15 protein-coding genes are annotated in these 20409 nt (G+C 43.0%); 6 read left to right on the forward strand and 9 right to left on the reverse strand.

Annotation, left to right across the window (positions count from 1 at the left end):
* Positions 1 to 6: 6 nt before the first annotated feature.
* Together PHEP_RS18580 and PHEP_RS18585 are read right to left on the reverse strand one after the other, a co-directional pair.
* A complete protein-coding gene (locus PHEP_RS18580) occupies positions 7 to 2370 on the reverse strand; it encodes a 3-hydroxyacyl-CoA dehydrogenase/enoyl-CoA hydratase family protein (protein ID WP_015809524.1) in 2364 nt (787 codons plus the stop codon).
* Positions 2371 to 2399: 29 nt separating this feature from the next.
* Complete coding sequence (locus tag PHEP_RS18585) at positions 2400 to 2867, reverse strand: MarR family winged helix-turn-helix transcriptional regulator (RefSeq protein ID WP_015809525.1); 468 nt, start codon at positions 2865 to 2867, stop codon at positions 2400 to 2402.
* 205 nt (positions 2868 to 3072) lie between these two features.
* On the opposite strand from PHEP_RS18585, the gene PHEP_RS18590 reads away from it, so the two are divergent.
* Positions 3073 to 4230 carry an ATP-binding protein gene (locus PHEP_RS18590; protein WP_015809526.1) on the forward strand — a complete coding sequence of 386 codons (1158 nt, stop codon included), beginning with the start codon at positions 3073 to 3075 and terminating at the stop codon, positions 4228 to 4230.
* 120 nt (positions 4231 to 4350) lie between these two features.
* On the opposite strand, the gene PHEP_RS18595 is transcribed toward PHEP_RS18590, so the two are convergent.
* From PHEP_RS18595 to PHEP_RS18615, 5 genes are all read right to left on the reverse strand, one after another.
* Positions 4351 to 5058, reverse strand: coding sequence for a PH domain-containing protein (locus tag PHEP_RS18595; protein ID WP_015809527.1), 708 nt, complete (start codon positions 5056 to 5058; stop codon positions 4351 to 4353).
* Between the two features lie 68 nt (positions 5059 to 5126).
* Positions 5127 to 5306 (reverse strand): hypothetical protein, encoded by a 180-nt coding sequence (locus tag PHEP_RS18600; RefSeq protein ID WP_015809528.1) that lies wholly within the window; start codon positions 5304 to 5306, stop codon positions 5127 to 5129.
* A gap of 919 nt (positions 5307 to 6225) precedes the next feature.
* Positions 6226 to 7548, reverse strand: coding sequence for a DUF6089 family protein (locus PHEP_RS18605; RefSeq protein WP_015809530.1), 1323 nt, complete (start codon positions 7546 to 7548; stop codon positions 6226 to 6228).
* Positions 7549 to 7638: 90 nt separating this feature from the next.
* On the reverse strand, positions 7639 to 9354 hold the full coding sequence (gene ggt / locus PHEP_RS18610) for a gamma-glutamyltransferase (protein ID WP_015809531.1): 1716 nt from the start codon (positions 9352 to 9354) through the stop codon (positions 7639 to 7641).
* Positions 9332 to 11104 carry an AMP-dependent synthetase/ligase gene (locus PHEP_RS18615; RefSeq protein ID WP_015809532.1) on the reverse strand — a complete coding sequence of 591 codons (1773 nt, stop codon included), beginning with the start codon at positions 11102 to 11104 and terminating at the stop codon, positions 9332 to 9334. Before PHEP_RS18615 ends, ggt begins: the two co-directional genes overlap by 23 nt.
* Positions 11105 to 11320: 216 nt before the next feature.
* Here PHEP_RS18615 and PHEP_RS18620 point away from each other — a divergent pair, with 216 nt between their 5' ends.
* Positions 11321 to 11800, forward strand: a complete 480-nt coding sequence (locus PHEP_RS18620; protein ID WP_036674904.1) for a hypothetical protein — start codon at positions 11321 to 11323, stop codon at positions 11798 to 11800.
* Between the two features lie 87 nt (positions 11801 to 11887).
* Here PHEP_RS18620 and PHEP_RS18625 read toward each other — a convergent pair whose 3' ends face one another.
* Entirely contained in the window at positions 11888 to 13678 is a 1791-nt protein-coding gene (locus PHEP_RS18625) for a M61 family metallopeptidase (RefSeq protein ID WP_015809534.1), read from the reverse strand.
* A gap of 181 nt (positions 13679 to 13859) precedes the next feature.
* On the opposite strand from PHEP_RS18625, the gene PHEP_RS18630 reads away from it, so the two are divergent.
* From PHEP_RS18630 to PHEP_RS18645, 4 genes are read left to right on the forward strand one after another with little or no spacing between them, the layout of a single operon-like run.
* Positions 13860 to 14948 (forward strand): efflux RND transporter periplasmic adaptor subunit, encoded by a 1089-nt coding sequence (locus PHEP_RS18630; RefSeq protein WP_015809535.1) that lies wholly within the window; start codon positions 13860 to 13862, stop codon positions 14946 to 14948.
* The gene (locus tag PHEP_RS18635; RefSeq protein ID WP_015809536.1) at positions 14945 to 18055 is read left to right on the forward strand and encodes an efflux RND transporter permease subunit; all 3111 of its coding nucleotides are present in this window, start codon (positions 14945 to 14947) and stop codon (positions 18053 to 18055) included. The genes PHEP_RS18630 and PHEP_RS18635 overlap by 4 nt, the downstream gene beginning before the upstream one ends.
* Positions 18036 to 19358 (forward strand): TolC family protein, encoded by a 1323-nt coding sequence (locus PHEP_RS18640; RefSeq protein ID WP_143715775.1) that lies wholly within the window; start codon positions 18036 to 18038, stop codon positions 19356 to 19358. The genes PHEP_RS18635 and PHEP_RS18640 overlap by 20 nt, the downstream gene beginning before the upstream one ends.
* Positions 19359 to 19376: 18 nt before the next feature.
* Positions 19377 to 20231, forward strand: a complete 855-nt coding sequence (locus PHEP_RS18645; protein WP_015809538.1) for an N-acetylglucosamine kinase — start codon at positions 19377 to 19379, stop codon at positions 20229 to 20231.
* Here PHEP_RS18645 and PHEP_RS18650 read toward each other — a convergent pair.
* On the reverse strand, positions 20221 to 20409 hold the full coding sequence (locus PHEP_RS18650; RefSeq protein WP_015809539.1) for a PID-CTERM protein-sorting domain-containing protein: 189 nt from the start codon (positions 20407 to 20409) through the stop codon (positions 20221 to 20223). The two genes, PHEP_RS18645 and PHEP_RS18650, sit on opposite strands and share 11 nt — an antisense overlap.

Below are 20409 nucleotides of genomic sequence, written 5' to 3' on the forward strand. Positions count from 1 at the left end.
TTTTTATTAATTCCTTAACGGTTTGCCTTTAGTTACAATACTCTGGATGCGCTCCAGCGTTTTTCTTTCCCCACAAAGTGATAAAAACACTTCTCTTTCCAAATCCAGTAAATACTGTTCCGTTACCTCTGTTGGCGAAGAAAGGTCACCTCCACACATCACCCAGCCCAGTTTCTCTGAAATCTTTTTATCATGTTCAGAAATATAATGACCAGAGTACATGGTATTGGCACCGGCATACACAATACCTAAACCCTGCTTACCCAACACTTTAATATCTTTCCGTCTAACCGGCTGCGTATAACCCGCATCTGCAAGTTCAATTGCCTTGGCTTTAGCATCAGCAATTAACCTGCTCCTGTTCATGGAAATAGCATACTTGCCTTTTTGAAGATAACCCAACTCAAAAGCCTCAACAGCCGATGTAGACACCTTAGCCATACCTATAGTTAAAAACCTGTCCTTAAGCACATTCTGAACAATCTGATCATCCTTATATTCATCAGATGCACGCAAAGCGAACTCTTTAGTACCACCCCCGCCGGGAATTACCCCTACACCAAACTCAACCAGGCCCATATACGTTTCAGCATTGAGCTGTACATGGTCGGCATGCAAACTAAACTCGCAACCCCCGCCCAAAGTTAAATTGTGCGGGGCTACCACTACCGGAATAGAAGAATACCTGATGCGCATAGAGGTATTCTGGAATAAGCGGATGGCCATGTTCAGCTCTTCCCATTCCTGCTCTACCGCCATCATAAAGATCATCCCTACATTGGCGCCGGCCGAAAAATTGGCGCCGTCATTGCCAATCACCAGCCCTTTGTAATCTTTTTCTGCCATATCAATGGCTTTATTTATGGCCTGCAAAGTATCGCCGCCAATGGTATTCATCTTAGAGTGGAATTCCACATTGATGATCCCGTCACCCAGGTCAATAATAGAGGCCCCCGAATTTTTCCAGAGCACCTTGCTGGCCCTTAAGTTATCCAGAATGATAAAAGCCTCTGCACCCGGCACCGCTTTATAGCTTTTAGTCGGGATATCATAATATTTGCGAACCCCATCTTCTATCCTGTAAAACGATGTATTTCCGGCCGCCAGCATTTCATGCACCCAGGCCGCAGCCTCGTGTCCATACTTTTTCATGCCTTCAATGGCCTCGGCAACACCTACAGCATCCCAAACCTCAAAAGGCCCCAGCTCCCATCCAAATCCCGCACGCATGGCATCATCAATTCTGTACAGTTCATCCGAAATTTCAGGGATCCTGTCCGATACATATTCAAACAGCCCAAAAAACGAGGCCCTGAACAATTCAGCTGCTTTATCTTTTCCTGCCGCAAACACCTTCATCCGGTCGCGTACCTGTTCAATTGGCTTGGTCAGCTCCAGCGTAGCCGATTTCACTTTTTCCTGTGGACGGTATTCCATCGTTTTCAGGTCAAGCGCCAGTATTTCTGTTTTGCCTTCGGCAGATTTTGTTTTTTTGTAAAAACCCTGTCCGGTTTTATCGCCCAGCCATTTATTGGCTTCCATCTTTTCTACATATCCCGGCAGTTTAAACAGCTCATGCGCCTTGTCATCCGGGCAGTTGTCATACAGTCCTTTAGCTACCTTGATCATGGTATCCAGGCCAACCACATCGGTAGTGCGGAAAGTAGCCGATTTTGGCCTACCCAATGCAGGTCCGGTAAACTTGTCTACCTCCTCTACGGTAAGGTCCATTTTTTCTACCAGGTGCAGCAGGGCCATAATCGAATAAACCCCTACACGATTGGCAATAAATGCCGGTGTATCTTTACACAAAACGGTAGTCTTGCCCAAAAATTTATCACCATAATGCATTAAAAAGTCGACCAGCTCAGGTCTTGTATGCGGAGTAGGAATAATTTCCAGTAACCTTAAATAGCGGGGCGGATTAAAAAAGTGTGTTCCGCAAAAGTTGGCCTTAAAATCATCCGTTCTGCCCTCGGCCATTAAATGAATGGGGATTCCTGATGTATTTGAAGTAACCAGTGTGCCAGGCTTACGGTACTGTTCTACCTGTTCAAACACCTTTTTCTTGATGTCAAGATTTTCTACCACAACCTCTATGATCCAATCGTAAGCGGCAATTTTAGACATATCGTCTTCAAAATTTCCGGTCGCAATATTAGTCAGAACTTTTTTTGAATAAACCGGAGAAGGGTTGGTTTTTACTGCAGTTTGCAGCGCTGTATTTACAATACTGTTCTTATCTCCTTCTTTTGCGGCAATATCAAGCAGCAGCACTTCTACGCCGATGTTGGCAAAGTGACAGGCAATGCGCGAACCCATAATACCAGAGCCCAATACCGCTACTCTATTTATTTTTTTGTTCATCATCTTATCAATAAATATATATGGTCTTTCATTCAATCCTGTTCGTTCCCGGAAGCCTGAACCACTTCTTCAGGAACTTTATAGCCCAGGGTCAGCTTATTCACCTTTTGCAAAGTAACCAGCAGGTTATTTTTCTCCGTTGCAGAGAGGTTCTTGTTCAGGTATTCATTAAATGCGATTACCACACCTTTGGCCATATGCCTTTTTTCATAACCCAGTCCGGTCAGGTAAACTTTTACGGAGCGTTTGTCTCCGGCAGCAGTTTCCCTGTATATTAACCCCAAATCTTCCATATTGTTTAGCATTCTTGACAAACTGGTGGCCTTTACCCCGAGCAGCCCGGCCAGCTGCGAAACCGCCGTACCTTCCTTATCAATATTGATCAGCACATACCCTATGGCCTGCGTAATGCCAAAGCCCGAAGCGATCTGGTTGTATGTATTGGATACATTTTGCCAAACTACTTTCAAAAAATAATCTATTGTTTCCTGCTGTTTCATTAAATACTATGCTTGCATAACAAAGCTATACAATTAAAAAATATAATGCAAGTACATTTGTTAAAATAGTTTAACCTAAAATAGGGCTTTACCATAGAGGGGAAGGCTTAGACGCTGCCTCCGGAAGTTATGCAATTTCAAAATAAAGTTTATGTAATTTCAAAATAAAACCTATGCAATTTCAAAATAACCGTATCTTTGAAGTATGAAAGGCTTTGTAACCAGGCAAATTGCAGCAAAAATAGAGCAGCAAAAAAACAAATTCCCAATAATTGCCCTAACCGGTCCCCGGCAATCGGGGAAAACTACTTTGTTAAAAGAATTGTTTAATGACTACAGGTATGTATCCCTGGAGAATCCGGATGTTCGGGCATTTGCAACAGATGATCCTGTTGGCTTTTTAAAATTATACAATGAGCGGGTAATTTTTGACGAGGTACAACGCGCACCGGGTCTTTTTTCTTACATCCAGGGTATTGTAGATGACAGTGGGCAGATGGGGCAGTTTATTTTATCCGGTTCTCAAAATTTTCACCTCTTAAACAGCATCACACAAACCCTGGCCGGTCGTGTGGCTTTATTTAAGCTATTGCCCTTTGATTTTTCTGAACTAAAAGGCGCGGGTATTCCAAACGTATCCTACGCCGAAACCGCAGTAAAAGGCTTTTATCCCGCTATATATACACGCGAAATAGATCCGGTTGTATTTTATGCCAATTATGTACAAACCTATATTCAAAAGGATGTAACCGAATTGCTCAACATTCGGGACATCAGCTTATTCCGCACTTTTTTAGGCTTATGTGCCGGCCGTGCGGGGCAACTGTTAAACATCAATGCATTGGCTAACGAATGTGACATTTCACAGCCCACTGCAAAGGCTTGGTTATCTATCCTGGAAAGCAGCTATATTACATTCCAATTACAGCCCTATTACCAAAACTTCAACAAACGTTTGGTAAAAACCCCAAAGCTCTATTTTTACGACACGGGCCTGCTCAACCACTTACTAGGTATCAGATCGCCAGAAGATTTTGAACAGAACAGACTGAAAGGCAATCTTTTTGAAAATATGATCATTGCCGAATTCCAAAAGAAAAATTACCACCAATACCTGCACAAGGATTATAATTTTTGGCAGGACAGCAATAACCGGGAAGTAGATTTATTAATAAAAACCAACAATGGCTTTGATATTTTTGAAATCAAAGCCACCCAAACCATTTCCGCTTCCTTATTTAAAGAACTGGACTATTTTGAAGAACTGACCCCAAATCTAGTTATTCAAAAAAACCTGATATATGGTGGTGGTGAAGATCAGTCACGCACCAAATACAACGTGATCAGCTGGAAAAACATTTAATACTAAGCTGGGCAAACCATTTTCATTGACCTCACTTCAGCAATTCAAATCTTAATTTAATACGTTTATAAACACTTGTGGAGCAATTTAGTATGTGTTGTCTATTCTTTATCACTCTTGTCAATCTCGTATCTTACCCCTGTATTTAGTTGGGACATCTTCATATAAAGGAATCAAAAGCATAGAAGGAACCCAATTATTTACACCATCTACAATAATATCTTCACTTGATTTTAATAGTGAAGGATCTGTTCTAAGAACTTTATAACCAATTTCCTTATAATCTTCAACAGACAACGTAATCAAACCCTTTTTTACATTTCTTTTGAGCAATTCAATTACAATTCTTAAACGGATTATATTATCTCCATATATCGCTATTCCCTCCAAATGCTTTACTTTTTCAAACTCAGATCTAATTCCATGAAAGATCACATATTTACCCTCTTTCATATAAAACCAGTTTCCAGTTTCAGGGTCATTATTATTACTATATTTCAAATGAGGTAAATCTTCCTTAGATATGTCTTTCTCAATTGAGCCTACTTTTATACATTTTGCCGTCCCTCGCATTGAAAGCTTATCAGAAACAACTTTTCCAAACAACAGATTGGCTTCATTTAATTCATGAACATCTGCTACATCATTATAAAAAGGATCATAAACACTTACCATCTGAAAGTTTAAATTCATAAAATCAATCAAAGGAAAAGAGCTGCAGTAAATAAATTTCAGATCCAGATTTTCCAAGGATTTAATCTCTTTAAAGGGAATGCTTCCTAATGGAAGTTTATAGTAAGTAATGGTATGACGCGAGGTACCTATCATGCTATGGATTGTTTTAATGCCTTTTCCCTGGCACGTTAAACGGGGGTCATTAATATGTGGTTTTTCCACTATAATGCAACGATCTCTTCAATAGAAAGACCTGTTGCATCAGCAATGACTTTAAGATCAACCCCTTTAATTTTGAAATTTTTAGCAATTGACTTTTTCTCAGCCAAAGCACGTTCTTCTTTTGCAGATTCCAGTACGCTATAATAATCCCATTCTCTTTTTTGTGCTGCTCTGTTCATATTTCGTTCCTCCTGTGTTAGTCATTAAATGGGTTAATATATACCTGGCCTGAGCTACGATTCCCGGTAATATAAGTTTCGGCTGGCTCACTGACGATATGATCCAATACCTCCGCTTCTGTATTACCTGGTTTAACCATTTTCAATTTAAATGATAAGTTGTAATCAAATATAACAACAAAACTTTAAATAACAAATTTATCCTATAAATTAATATAAAAATCTATACAGTAAAATTTTATATGAAAAATCAATATTTTGATGGAGTAGGTGGTAAGCATGAAGACTTCGAGGATCTCGACGCTTTAGATCCAGTTTATAGTGACGAGTAAGCCGAAACAAGAACTATTGGTTAATAGTCTTACATCTTCCAAAAATTAAACACATAGAATGAAGCCATAAACCATTGACAATGTTGATTTTACGAACAACAAAACGATCAAATGATAATATTTTATACAGATTTTTAATTTTTATTCTGGCCCGAGGCCTTAGTTAACTGTCTTATATATTAATATTTGGTTAGATTTCTGATCACCTTCAATAACAGGCGATTATAAAGATAGCATTAAATCAAGAGAAGGCTTACTACAGGGTTACATATGAAGATATAGTGACAATTAAATAATTATGATATGAATACAGAATTATAATACTGTTAAAATACCCTTGAGATACCGTTGGAATACCATATATGGTATTCCAACGGTATCTCAAGGGTAATCAAAAGGTAACTTAAAGGTATTTTAATTCTGTATTCATTATGTTTTGATATTGTACTTACTATATTTTTATATACTACCCTGTAGTAAGATAGGTAAAAGAGCTTAGGAAGAATATAGCTTATGCGTTATATATAAAAGCAAAAAGCCTCCCCGAATATCAGGGAGGCTTTTAAAATTCAATGTCGTATTTCAGACTAGAACAAGGTAAACTCTACCCTTCTGTTTTGCTGACGACCTGCAGCAGTTTTATTGCTTGCAATAGGTTGGTTCATACCATAACCTGTAGCTTCAATACGCGATGCATTTGCACCCTGCGAAACCAGGTAAGCTTTTACCGATTCTGCCCTGTCTTTAGACAAACGCATGTTTAAAGCTGCAGAACCTGTATTGTCTGTATGTCCTGCCAGTTTCAAACTAAAGTTTTTCTGGATCAGCAGTTCAGCAACACGGTTCAATGTAGCATAAGATTTCTGGCGGATAGTGGCTTTGCCCAAATCAAACTCTAAGTTTTTAATGGCATCGGCAACCACTTTGCGGTCGGCTTCTGTAATGATGATTTTCTCAACCGGGGCAGGTACTTTTAAAGGACAGCCCGAACCATCAACCACAACGCCTGCAGGTGTACCCGGACATTTATCCAGTTTATCTGCCACGCCATCACCGTCACTGTCTTTCAACAGGTCGTTCATCTCAGTTCTTAACCTTGCATTCTCAGCTTTCTGGGCATCCAGGTCGCTTTTTAATGCATTGGCAGTTTGTTTGGCCTGCAAGGCTTCGTCATAAGTTAAAGCCACAGGATTATGCCATGCCAGTTGCTTTCCTTTTCCTAAAGAAAATTCCAGACCTGCATACGCATAATTGTACTTGTCATTGCTGCCACGGTAATAACCATCCAGGTTATCGCCATCAACATAGTTAATGGTCCAGCCCAGATCCAGGTTTACCTTTTCAGCTACTTTAAATTTAGCACCAACACCTACCGGAATGATCAGTTCGCTAATGGTTTTGCCACCAGCATAATCCGTTAAAGCACCCGATCCTGCAGCAGTTTTAACTTTATAACCTGCTAAACCAGCACCCGCCGATGCATATAATTGCACTGCACTGTTCTTGTTAAACATGTCTATGTTAAACAGGTTAACCACAGCATTTAAACTTCCTGAATAAGAAAGGTCTGTTTCAAAAGCGCTAACCGGACTTGCATTGGTACCACCACCGTCCCAGGCCTCCGAATTGTCTCCTTTTAATTTACCCCTCACACCGTCTAAACGTAAAGAGAAATAAGGTGTAAATTGTTTCTTGATGTACAAGCCATAACCCAGACTGCTTTTCCAGTTCGAGAAATCGTTTTTGCCACCCAATGGGGAAATCGGACTAAGCACCCCTGCGTTTACACCTATCGACCAGGTCGACAGCTGATTGGCTTCGGCACTCATTTTTTCTTGTGCCTGGGCAGTACCTCCCAGTAACAAAGCCGCTACAGCTACAGGCAAACATTTAAATAATTTTTGTTTCATAATATGAGGGTTAAATAATTAGTAGAATATTTAATTCTGAAAACAACTATTCAATTATCAGGCCAAACTATAGCCGATTTTTCTACACAGCTACCAGCCCATTGCTTTATCATCCCCACGGGGATCAGCCCCACCCTGATAATAACCCCATTTGGTTTTCAATATCGCATCAACCCGGCCAATAGGCCCTCTTGGCTTAAGGTGATAGCCTCTTTTGGTCAGCTCCAATACAGCTGCACTGTCCAGCGTCCCTTTTTCCACATATACAGAATCAGGCATCCATTGGTGGTGGAACCGCTTTGCGGTAACGGCCGACTGCATACTTTTGTCAAATTCTATGACATTGATGATGGTCTGAAAAACAGAGGTCATAATGGTAGAGCCACCCGGGGTGCCCACTACCATAAATAGTTTACCGTCCTTTTCTATTATGGTTGGCGTCATCGAACTCAGCATCCTTTTCTCTGGTACAATGGCGTTTGCTTCGCCGCCCAATAAACCGTACATATTTGGTGCCCCCGGTTTTACAGAAAAGTCGTCCATTTCATTGTTCAATAAAAAGCCCGCTCCTTTTACCACCACTGCAGAACCATAAGAACCATTTAGGGTTGTGGTTAACGAAACAGCATTGCCATCCCTGTCTACAATAGAAAAATGGGTGGTCTCTTCATGTTCAGGTACATTAAATACACCGGCTTTAATGTCCGAGCTTAAGCTGGCCTGTGCCCAGTTAAAGTTTGACATCCTGCTTTTGATATATGCAGGATCGATCAGTTGTTTCTGGGGCACTTTAAAGAAATCCGGATCGCCTAAATGCGTTGCACGATCGGCATATACTCTCCTTTCTGCTTCAACCATCACCTGTACCGTCGAATCTGAATTTAATCCCCAGCGTTTTAAAGGGTAAGGTTCAACAGATTTCAGCAGTTGAAGCAAAGCAATACCACCACTGGAGGTGGGTGGCATGGTGATAATTTTATAGGCTTTGTAATTGCCAACAATGGGCTTGCGCCATACGGCTTTATAGTTTTTCAAATCTGCAGCGGATATGATCCCGGCGCCACGTTTCATCTCTGCCACCAGGCTATCGGCAACCGGGCCTTCGTAAAAGCCTGCGCGGCCCTTATCCCTGATCTGTTCCAGGGTATTTGCCAGCTCATTCTGGACTAAAACATCACCCTCGGCCCATTCCCCTTCTTTTACCAGGGCTGTGCCAAGCGGATTATACGTTACAAAGCGTTCTTTTTCCCTGTTCAGCTCCCTTGCGGTACGTGCTGTTATTTTAAAGCCGTTCCTGGCCAGTAAAACTGCGGGCTGAACCAGCTCTGCCCATTTTAATTTACCATATTTTTGATGTGCTTCTACCATGCCGGCCACAGAACCCGGTACACCTGCGGCCAAATGTCCATCCAGGCTTTTTTCCTTAACAGGATTGCCTGCAGCATCTAAATACATATCCTTAAAAGCCAGTCCGGGAGCTTTTTCGCGGAAATCCAAAGCATTGGTCTCACCCGATGCCGAGCGGTACACCATAAAACCGCCACCACCTAAATTTCCGGCATTGGGGTATACCACGGCCAGTGCAAACTGAACGGCTACAGCGGCGTCAACGGCATTGCCGCCTTTCTTTAAAATATTTAATCCTACCCCCGAGGCTTCTGCATTTGCCGATACCACCATTCCGTTGCGGTATTCTCCACTGTTGTTCTTCCCAAGCTGTCCGCCAACACAGGCAGCTAAAGTAGCTGCTATAAAAAGTACTCCGGCAAGGGGGGCAAAATGTTTAAGCCTTATAGTTTTCTGCATCGGTATATATTTTTTCAATAATGGTTGCGTATTTTTCCAATATAACTTTTCTTTTCAGGCTCAGCTTGGGGGTAAGCTCCCCACCGTCAATACTCCATGGTTTAGCCAGCAGTTCAAAGCGCTTTACCTGTTCCCATTTCCCGAAATCCTTACCGGAATTCAGTACTATCTGGTTAAACTTCTCTATCACCTGCGGATTTTTGGCCATTTCTTCGTCCGTGGTATAATTGATCCCTTTTTTAGCTGCCCATGATTTTAAAGCTACAAAATTAGGTACAATTAAAGCTGCCGGAAATTTGCGGTTTTCGCCTAGTACCATTACCTGCTCTACCAGTACCGTTTCCTTAAACTTATTTTCTATCATCTGCGGTGCCACGTATTTACCACCTGCAGTTTTAAAGATCTCTTTTTTCCGGTCGGTGATCTTTAAAAACCGGCCATTGACCAGTTCACCGATATCACCTGTATGGAACCAGCCATCTTTATCTATGGTTTCGGCAGTCAGGTCGTCCCTTAAATAATAGCCTTTCATAATGTCGTGTCCACGGGCCAGCACCTCTCCATCTTCTGCTATTTTAACTTCTACCCCGTTAATTGGAGGGCCTACTGTTCCAAACATGGTATTGCCAAAATGGTTCACTGTAATTACCGGTGAGGTTTCGGTGAGTCCGTAGCCCTCAAATACCGGCATGCCCGCAGCCCAGAAAATCCTGGCCAGTCGCGGGTTTAAGGCCGCGCCTCCCGAAATGATCACTACAATTTCGCCACCAAGGGCCTCCTGCCATTTTTTAAACACCAGTTTCCGGGCAATGCCCAGCTTCAGGTTATAAAACCAGCTGTTTTCAATTTCAAACTTTTCGGCCAGGGCCACAGACCAAAAAAATATCCCCCTTTTGATCCCTGTAAGTGCCTTGCCTTTCTCCATGATCTTTTCATATACCTTTTCCAGCAGGCGCGGAACGGTAGAAAAAACATTGGGTTTTACAAACTGTATGTCGGCCACAATAGTGTCCATGCTTTCGGCATAATATACCGCCGTATCACAATACATGTACAGGTAAACCACCATGCGCTCAAAAATATGCGAAAGGGGTAAAAAACTAAGGCCTTTACGAATCCCATCAGGAAGCAGCACAGCCGAATTTTCAAAGTTTTTGACCAGGTTATTATGGGTCAGCATTACCCCTTTGGGTGTACCTGTAGTGCCCGAGGTATAAATGAGCGTTAAAATATCTTCGGGTGTAATCTGGCTGCGATAGGCCTCAAGGTCTGTTTCGGTCTTTTGCTGTCCGGTCTTAACCAGCGTCTGCCAGTTGCCGGCTCCTTTAACTTCATCAAAAGTATAGATCTGAATGTCTTTCTTCAGCTCCTCACAAACCGGTTTTAGTTTGTTGTACAAAGGTTCATCTGCCACAAAAATGACGGTAATTTCTGCATTCTCGAGGATAAACTTTACATCATGTTCTGCAAGCGTAGGATAAAGGGGAATGTGGTAGGCCCCGATCTGCATCACTGCAAAATCTGTAATGTTCCATTCGGGCCGGTTTGCCGACATCACGGCTACCCGGGATGCTTTGCCGATACCCAGCTCGATCAGCCCCCTGCTCAATGCATCAACGGTATCGCTAAATTCCTGCGTACTGTATTTCTGCCATTTCCCATTCACCTTGCCACTTATAAACTCCTGTTTAGGAAATTTCTCTAAATTATATTGAAGTAAATCAAATACTCTTGTTACCGTTGCAGCCATACATCATCAGCTTAAATAAAAGATCTGGTTAAAAGATTTTACAGAAAGAACCTGTACAACCCTTGTTCTCAAACTTAACTAAAAATAATTAATGGAAAAAGAACTTTCTCAGTATGCAGGTCCGGCAGCCATGACATTATTTACATTTCTATGATTATCGGCACAATAGTTGCTACGCATGGAACAATAGAAAAATTAAATAAATAAATTATGATTATGAAAAAATTACTTTTTACTGTTTTTGCCTTAGCTGCATTTTTTACGATGAACAGCACTGATGCCAACGCTCAGAGCTATAACAACGCTATTGGTGGCCGCTTTGGTAATGCAAATGGGGTAAGTTTTAAAACTAAACTGAACAAAGGTGCAATGCTTGAACTGATCGGAAACTTTAGGAGCAACGATGGGGTAAGCTATGCCAACCTTACGGGCTTATATGAAGTTTACAATCCGATCAATGGAGCTGAAGGTTTAAACTGGTTCTATGGTGGTGGTGCAACTATAGGTTCTTACAAAATTAAACATGGTGGCGGCAGTGATTTTTATTTGTCGGCCAATGGTGTTTTAGGACTTGATTATAAATTTAACGGAGCCCCTATCAATTTATCTTTAGATTGGATTCCTGCGCTGCAACTTACACCTGATACAGGTTTCTGGGGTGGCGATATAGGTTTAGGTGTACGTTTCACGTTCTAAACAAAACTTATAAATGCATTAAAAAGCGCCTGGTTATGATTTAACCAGGCGCTTTTTAATTTACAGGGCGGTCGTAACCGCCTCATATTATTTAAACAATACGGCCTTCCTTACTGCCTTTTGCAGTTCTGTGGCCTTTTCGTCTATCTGCCCCACAAGTTTCAGGTTCGGACTGGCTTTAAGGGTAACTGTAATGTCTTTAAGGATCCCATCTCTGGCTACCTTAAAAGTTACCGTCTCTCCAACTTTTTTACCGGCAACTGCGGCCATTTTATCAATCGCTATTTCAACAGGGGCACCATCTGCACTGATCACTTCATCATTCACATTGAGCCCGTCAACCCAGGCCGCCGAATTGCGTGAAACTGTGGTAATAAAGACCCTTCCTCCCTGATTTTTAGTGGCAATGCCCAAATACGGGATACTTTTACCTTCATTTTCATTGGTTATGTTGATACCTGCATAGCCAAAATATTTATGGTAGTCGATTGCAGTGGTGCCATTCACGTATTTAGCCCAGAAATCTGTAAAGCTGGCTCCGCTGATCTTTTCTACCATAGCCTTAAATTCTGCATCGGTATACCCTCTTTTTTGTGCTTTATTTTGCAGGTACATGGCTTTCATCACATCGTCCAGACTTTTAGTACCTTTTGTGGCATGGGCTATTTCCAGGTCCATCAATAAGCCTACTACCTCGCCCTTGGCATAATAAGAAACTGTAGTGTTGTTCGAATTTTCATTAGGCCTGTAATATTTGATCCAGGCATCGTAACTGGCTTCGGCAACCGACTGCACCTTGTTGCCTGGGGTATTGGAAACATTGCTTACTGCCGTAACCAGTGCATCTACAAAGCCTTTCTCGTCTGTAAAACCAGCACGCAGCATCAGTTTATTTTCGTAATAGGCGGTAAAACCCTCTGCTATCCATAAATTGGTGGTATAGTTCTCATTGTCGTAATCAAAGGGGCCTAAGGCCACAGGGCGCATCCTTTTTACGTTCCATAAATGATAATACTCGTGCGCAACCAGCTCTAAAAAGCCTTTATAGCCGGTTTCAGTAACATAAGCATCGCGTTTTGCACCCAGTACCGTAGAGTTCAGGTGTTCCAGACCGCCGCCACCGGAAGAAAAATTATGGACAATAAAAGTATAATGCTTATTCGGGTTTTCGCCATAAATGGCCGTTCCCTGCTCCACAATTTTGGCCATATCCACTTTAAGGCGCTCCTTATCATAATTCCCGCCGCCGTACATGGCCACTTCATGTTTAAGCCCCGAGGCCATAAATTCAAAAACATCCTGGTTACCTACTTCAATAGGGCTGTCGAACAAAATGTCAAAATCGGCAGCGGTATAGGTAAATTGCTGCCCCGAAACCGGTTCCAGTCCGGTAGATACTTTAGTCCAGCCTTTATAAGGGTTGATCTTTACTGTACTCGGTGTTTTAAGCAAACCCTCAGGGTACATAAATATACCGCTGCTCGACAAAAACGCATGGCTTTCATCAATAAAAGATGTACGCACCGAAACTTCAAAAGCATATACCCTGTACTTAATTTTAAGGGCATTCGCTTTAGCGGTATACACCCTCCAGGTGTTTTTTCTCACCTTTTCATGTTTAAGGATTTTGCCATTGGCCGTAGCCCCAAAACCTTCCACACTTTTAGCAAATTCGCGCACCAGGTACGAACCCGGGGCCCATACCGGCATTTTTATATCTATATAATCTTTAACCAGGCCTGAAATGTTCATTTCTACCTCCGTATAGTGCGCCTGGGGCTCTGTAAAACTGATATCGAATCTTATTTTAACCTGCGATTTTGCTGTCATACCTGCAAATAGTAATATTACCAATCCTAATATTGATGTTTTAATCATAGTTCAATACTTAATCGCGCCAAAATAGAAAAATTTGATTCCTAAAGCAAGGCAGATGCAGCTAAGGGGCGCCATATCGGCAAGAACACTACCTGTAACACACTTAATACAAGCTGTTATAGTCATTTTAAATATTTTTGTTCGTTAACTATAACAGCTACACAACCATAACAAAACACAGATGAAACTAAAATACGTCATTTATGCCCTGATCGTTTTGGGGATTGCCTATTTGATTTACTACCGGATTTCGGCCAATAAAAAAATTGCCGAAGATGGTGCCGGTCCGGGTAAAGGAAAAGGAGGATCGTCGAAAGGTTTACAGGTTGACGGAATTGTGGTACAGGCCAGCGATTTTACCAATGATCTTGATGTAACCGGTACACTGGAAGCAAATGAGGCCGTAGAATTGCGCAGTGAGGTATCGGGGCTGGTAACCAGCATCAATTTTAAAGAGGGGGCCAATGTAAGCAGGGGCCAGCTGCTGGTCAAGATCAACGACCGCGACATACAGGCACAGCTGCAGGAGGCTTTAACCAAGCAAAAACTATCTGCCACCAATGAAAACCGCTCTAAACAACTGCTGGAAAAAGGTGCAATCAGTCAGGAAGAATACGACACTTCCCTTGCCGACCTCCAGTCTTTAAAGGCACAGACCCAGCTGATCCGTGCACAGCTGGCAAAGACTTCCATTTATGCGCCCTTTAGTGGTAAAATAGGCTTACGCTCCATATCCGTGGGCGGTTACCTTACGCCCAGTACGCTGATTGCAAATTTATCCAGCATCAACCCGCTAAAGATCAGCTTTTCGGTACCGGAAAAATACATTGGCCAGATTAAACTGAATTCGGAGATTTCCTTTACGACAGATGGCTACAACAAAAAATTTACGGGCAGTGTTTTTGCAATAGAGCCCGGAATAAACACACAAACACGTACTTTACAGATCAAGGCACTGGTGCCCAATGCGGGCAACGAATTGAGGCCTGGTTCTTTTGCCAAGATAAAGCTGGCCCTTAGCACACAAAAAAATGCGCTGCTCATTCCCAATGAAGCCATTATCCCGGTATTGAAAGGAAAGACCGTGTTCATTACCAAAGACGGCAAAGCCCAACAGGTGCCTGTAGAAGCCGGCACACGCACCGCCGATCACATTGTAATTACCTCGGGCCTGAACATTGGGGATACTGTACTGACAACAGGCGCCATGGCCTTAAAACAGGATGCCCCGGTTAAAGTTTCTGTGGTTAAAAACAAGGCTGCTTTATGAGTATTTCAACCACGAGTATAAAAAGGCCGGTACTGGCCATAGTGATGAACCTGATGATCCTTTTGTTCGGGGTAATCGGCTATAACTTTCTGGGTATACGTGAATATCCGAACATTGACCCTACTGTAATCAATGTACGGACGTCCTATCCGGGTGCAAACTCAGACATCATTGAATCGCAGATCACAGAACCGCTGGAAAAATCCATCAACGGGATAGATGGGATCAGGAACATCTCCTCCTCCAGCAACCAGGGCAGCAGTAACATCACCATTGAGTTTAACCTGAACAAGAATATTGATGATGCCGCTAACGATGTGCGCGATAAAGTATCGGAAGCAGCAAGAAGGTTACCCAAAGATATTGACGGCAACCCGGTAGTGAGCAAGGCCGATGCCAACTCGGACGCAGTGATCACGATGACCGTACAAAGCGACAAGCGCAATGTAATGGAGCTGAGCGATTATGCAGAGAATGTAATTGCCGACAGGCTGCAGACCATTACCGGGGTAAGTAGCATCCAGATCATGGGGCAAAGGAAATATGCCATGCGGATCCGCATTTCGCCGGATAAGCTGGCCGCTTATGGCTTAACGTCCCAGGATATTGTTGCAGCACTGGACAGGGAAAATGTGGAACTGCCTTCCGGAAAAATAACCGGATCAAATACGGAGCTGATTGTAAAGACCCTTGGAAAATTAACCAATGCCGAACAGTTCAATAACCTGATCCTGAAGAACGATACCGATAATGTGGTGCGTTTAAAGGATGTTGGTTTTGTGGAGCTGGGATCAGAAAACGAGGAGACCATATTGAGGGAATCCGGCAAACCGATGGTTGCTGTAGGCCTGATCCCGCAACCCGGCGCCAATTATCTCGACATCTCCAAGGAGTTTGACAAAAGGTTTGCCCAGCTGGAGAAAGATGTGCCCCAGGACATTAAGCTGAACATATCCCTGGACACAACCAAGTTTATCAAAGCCTCGGTAACTGAAGTGGCAGAAACCATTATTTTATCGCTCATCCTGGTGATCCTGATCATTTACCTGTTTTTCAGGGACTGGGCCATCGCCATCCGTCCGCTGATCGACATTCCGGTATCCCTGGTGTTTACCTTTTTTATCATGTACATTTTTGGGTTCTCTATCAATGTACTGTCGCTATTGGCCGTGGTTTTGGCAACAGGCCTGGTGGTGGACGACGGTATTGTGGTTACAGAGAACATTTTCAAAAAAGTAGAGGAGGGCTATTCGCCTTTTGAAGCTGCAATAAAGGGTTCCAACGAGATCTTTTTTGCCGTCATCTCTATTTCCATTACCCTTGCCGCCGTGTTTTTACCGGTCATCTTTTTACAGGGCTTTGTAGGCCGTCTGTTCAGGGAATTTGGGGTGGTAATCGGCGCTGCTGTACTGATCTCTGCATTTGTGTCGCTTACCCTGACACCCATGCTGAATGCCTACCTGATGAAAAAAACAGGGCACAAAAAATCGAGGTTCTATGAACTGACAGAGCCTTATTTTGTAAAGCTAAATGATGGCTATGCCGAAAAACTGAATAAATTTCTGGACCGGAAATGGCTGGCCATACCCATTATAGTGGCCTGTGTAGGGATCATTGTATTGTTCTGGAAAATATTGCCCAAAGAAACCGCACCTTATGACGACCGCAGTGCGATAAACATGAACCTGACCACACCTGAAGGTTCTTCTTTTGCCTATACCGACCGGTTTATGATGAAAGTACAGGACATGATCAATGATTCTGTGCCTGAAAAGAAAGTGAACATCACCATTACTTCACCGGGCTTTGGGGGCACAGGTGCTACCAACAGTGGTTTTGTTAGAATGGGGCTGGTAGATCCGGGCGACAGGGAGCGCACGCAGGCAGATATTGCTGCAAAACTGACCAAAATTACCAGGAAATACTCAGAAGGCAAGGTTACAGTTACCCAGCAGCCTACCATTTCTGTGGGCCGGCGCGGTGGTTTACCGGTAAATTATATCATCCAGGCACAGAACTTTGAAAAACTAAGGGAAAAAGTGCCTTTGTTTATGGATGAGGTTTCGAAAGATCCGACTTTTACCACTTCGGACGTAAACCTGAAATTTAATAAGCCTGAGATTGACCTGACCATAGACAGGGACAAAGCCAAAAACCTGGGTGTTTCAGTAGCCGATATTGGTACGGCCCTGCAACTGGGCTTAAGTGGCCAGCGTTTTTCCTATTTCTTCATGAATGGCAAACAATACCAGGTGATCGGGCAGTTTGAAGTGGGCGACCGTAAGGATCCGCTTGACCTGAGTTCGGTATATGTAAGGAACGATAAAAATGAACTGATACAGCTGGACAATGTGGTAACGGCTAAAGAAGAAAGCAGTCCCCCTCAATTGTACCGCAACAACCGTTTTACGGCAGCCACAGTTTCGGCAGGCCTTGCACCGGGCAAAAGCATCGGGGAAGGAATAGCCGCGATGGACAGGATTGCAGAGAAGGTACTGGACGAATCTTTCTCTACCGATCTTGGTGGGGAATCGAGGGACTTTAAGGAAAGTTCTTCCAATACGCTCTTTGCCTTTGGCCTGGCTTTATTGCTGGTTTACCTGATCCTGTCGGCACAGTTTGAAAGCTTTATTGACCCGATCATCATTATCCTGACCGTTCCGATGGCTGTTGCAGGTGCATTTCTATCCCTCTGGCTGTTCGGACAAAGCTGGAACATCTTTAGCCAGATCGGTACCATCATGCTCATTGGTCTGGTGACCAAAAACGGCATCCTGATTGTAGAATTTGCCAACCAGCTGAAAGAAAAAGGCAAAAGTGTACATGATGCCATCAGGGAAGCTTCGGTTTCGAGGCTGCGCCCGATTCTGATGACCAGTCTGGCCATTGCTATCGGCGCCCTGCCCATTGCCATGGCGCTGGGTGCTGCAGCCAAGAGCCGCATGGGTATGGGGATCGTAATTGTAGGCGGAACAACCTTTGCATTGATCCTGACCCTATTTGTAATCCCTGCAATTTATTCGTACTGGTCTAAAGAACACAAAACAAATACAGAATTGGAACTTTCATTAAAAGCAGCATTAGAACATGAGAAAGATGAAAAGTAGGGCTTTTATGTTTGCCTTGGTGCTTTTGTGTACAGGTACCGGGCTGGCTTATGGACAGGAACAGTTGAGCCTGCAGGAAGCCATTGCTACTGCACTTAAAAACAATTATGATATTAAACTGGTAAATAACGACATCCAGATTGCTAAAAATAATGTAAACCCGGGAAATGCAGGCATGCTGCCCAGCCTGGACGGAAGTTTTAGTGATGGGGGAAGCCGCCAGAACATTACCAGGACACAGAGCAATGGCAACCAGCAAACGCTGGACGGGGTGAGAAATACCAATATGAGCTATGGCGCCTCGCTGGGCTGGACAATTTTTGATGGCTTACAGATGTTTACCAATTATGAACGGCTGAAAGAATTGCAAAAACAGGGGGAAGTGAACGCCAAAGCCACTATTTTGACTACGGTGAGCAATGTGATCAGCTCTTATTTTACGGTATTAAAGGAGCAGCAATTGGTTAGGGCAAGGGATACGGCACTCGACATCTCGCAGCTGCGCTTAAGAATTGCAGACAATAAACTGGCTATTGGCAGGGGCTCTAAACTGGATGTGCTGGCCGCAAAGGTTGACTACAATACGGATACTGCAGCTTACCTGCAGGAAATTAACCTGTTGAAAACTGCAAAAACAGCTTTAAACCAGGTAATGGCCAGAGACCTGAATCTTGATTTTAAGGTGGATGAAGCAATTGATATAGATTCGAAACTGAATTATGGCACTTTAGCCGGACAAATGGAACAGTTAAACCCCGACCTGCAAAATGCCTTTATCAGTAAAAAAATTGCAGAGCTGAATTTAAAGCAGGTAAAAGGTCAGCGCTACCCAGTAGTAGGCGTAAATGGTGGTTATGAGTTTCAGAAAAGCGCCAGTCCGACCGGCTTTAATACCCAGCAGCGTGCTACGGGTTTTACATATGGTCTTACGGCAAGCCTGAATATCTTTAACGGTTTTTTGCAAAGGCAAAACGAGCGCAATGCAAAGATAGAGATCAATTCATCTGCACTAATGCTGGACAAGACAAAACAGGACATCACAGCCCAGCTGATCTCGACCTATCAGAACTACAGTACCAACCTGGATTTGCTGAAAGTGGAGCAAAACAATGTAGACATTGCCAAACAAAACCTGGACATTACACTGGAAAAATACCGCCTGGGCAGTATTTCGCCACTGGAGTTAAGAGAGGCGCAAAAAAACTCAATTGATGCCATTACCAGGTATCTGGAGGCGCAATATCAGGCAAAACTTACAGAAATCAGCCTAAAAGAAATCAGTGGTACTTTAAATATTCAATAAGATTACTATTTTTAGCGAATGATTCTAGTAGCAGACAGTGGTTCTACAAAGACCGATTGGATGGGTTACAGCCCAAATGAACAAATCAACTTCAATACACAAGGTATAAACCCTTACTTTTTAAATGCACACGACATTTTTAAGCTTTTTTCCAAGAAAAAGGAAATCGCCGCTTATGCAAGTCAGGTAAAAGAGGTTTATTTCTTTGGTGCAGGCTGTTCTTCACCAGATAAAGTAGAGATCATCTCTAATGGAATCTCCTCCTTTTTTACCAATGCCTATGTATCTGTAGAGCACGACCTGATGGGTTCTGCCTATGCAACATGCGGCGACAAAAAAGGGCTGACCTGTATTTTAGGTACAGGCTCAAACATCTCTTATTATGACGGCAAAACACTGCACCATGGAGCGCATGGACTGGGTTATGTACTTGGAGATGAAGGCTCGGGCACCTGGTTTGGGCGCAAACTGGTTACCAGTTACCTGTACAACCAGATGCCTGCCGAACTGGCCTTCGAATTTGGACAGGAATACCAGATCGACAAAGAGACTGTAATCACCAATGTATACCAGAAACCAGCTCCGAATACTTATCTGGCCTCTATCAGCAGGTTTATGGTAAACCATAAAGCACACCCCTTTATCCTGAATATTTTAAGGGAAGGTTTTCAGGAATTTGTAGACAGCAACATTAAGGATTACAGCAATTACAAGAGTCTGGATTGCCATTTTGTAGGTTCCATTGGCTTTATTTACCAGGACATTTTAAGAGAAGTGTGTTTAAATAGCCAGGTAAAAGTAGGGCAGATCCTCCAGAAGCCAATCGAAGGCATTTACAATTACATTTTAAGAAAAGAAGGCATCACCGTCTAGTATTTTTTTGCTGGTTAATTTTCCTTAATCCATAAGCTGCCCCGGCAAGCAGCAAGGCAGCAACACCGCCGTCAACAGGTAAATCGGGATCATCACCCGGCAAACCAGGGTCGTCAGCCTGCATGGCCCACAGGGAGGTACATAGCAGTATTAAAATCAGCACCAGGGGATATTTCAT

It is taken from the genome of Pedobacter heparinus DSM 2366, assembly GCF_000023825.1.
GTDB lineage: Bacteria > Bacteroidota > Bacteroidia > Sphingobacteriales > Sphingobacteriaceae > Pedobacter > Pedobacter heparinus.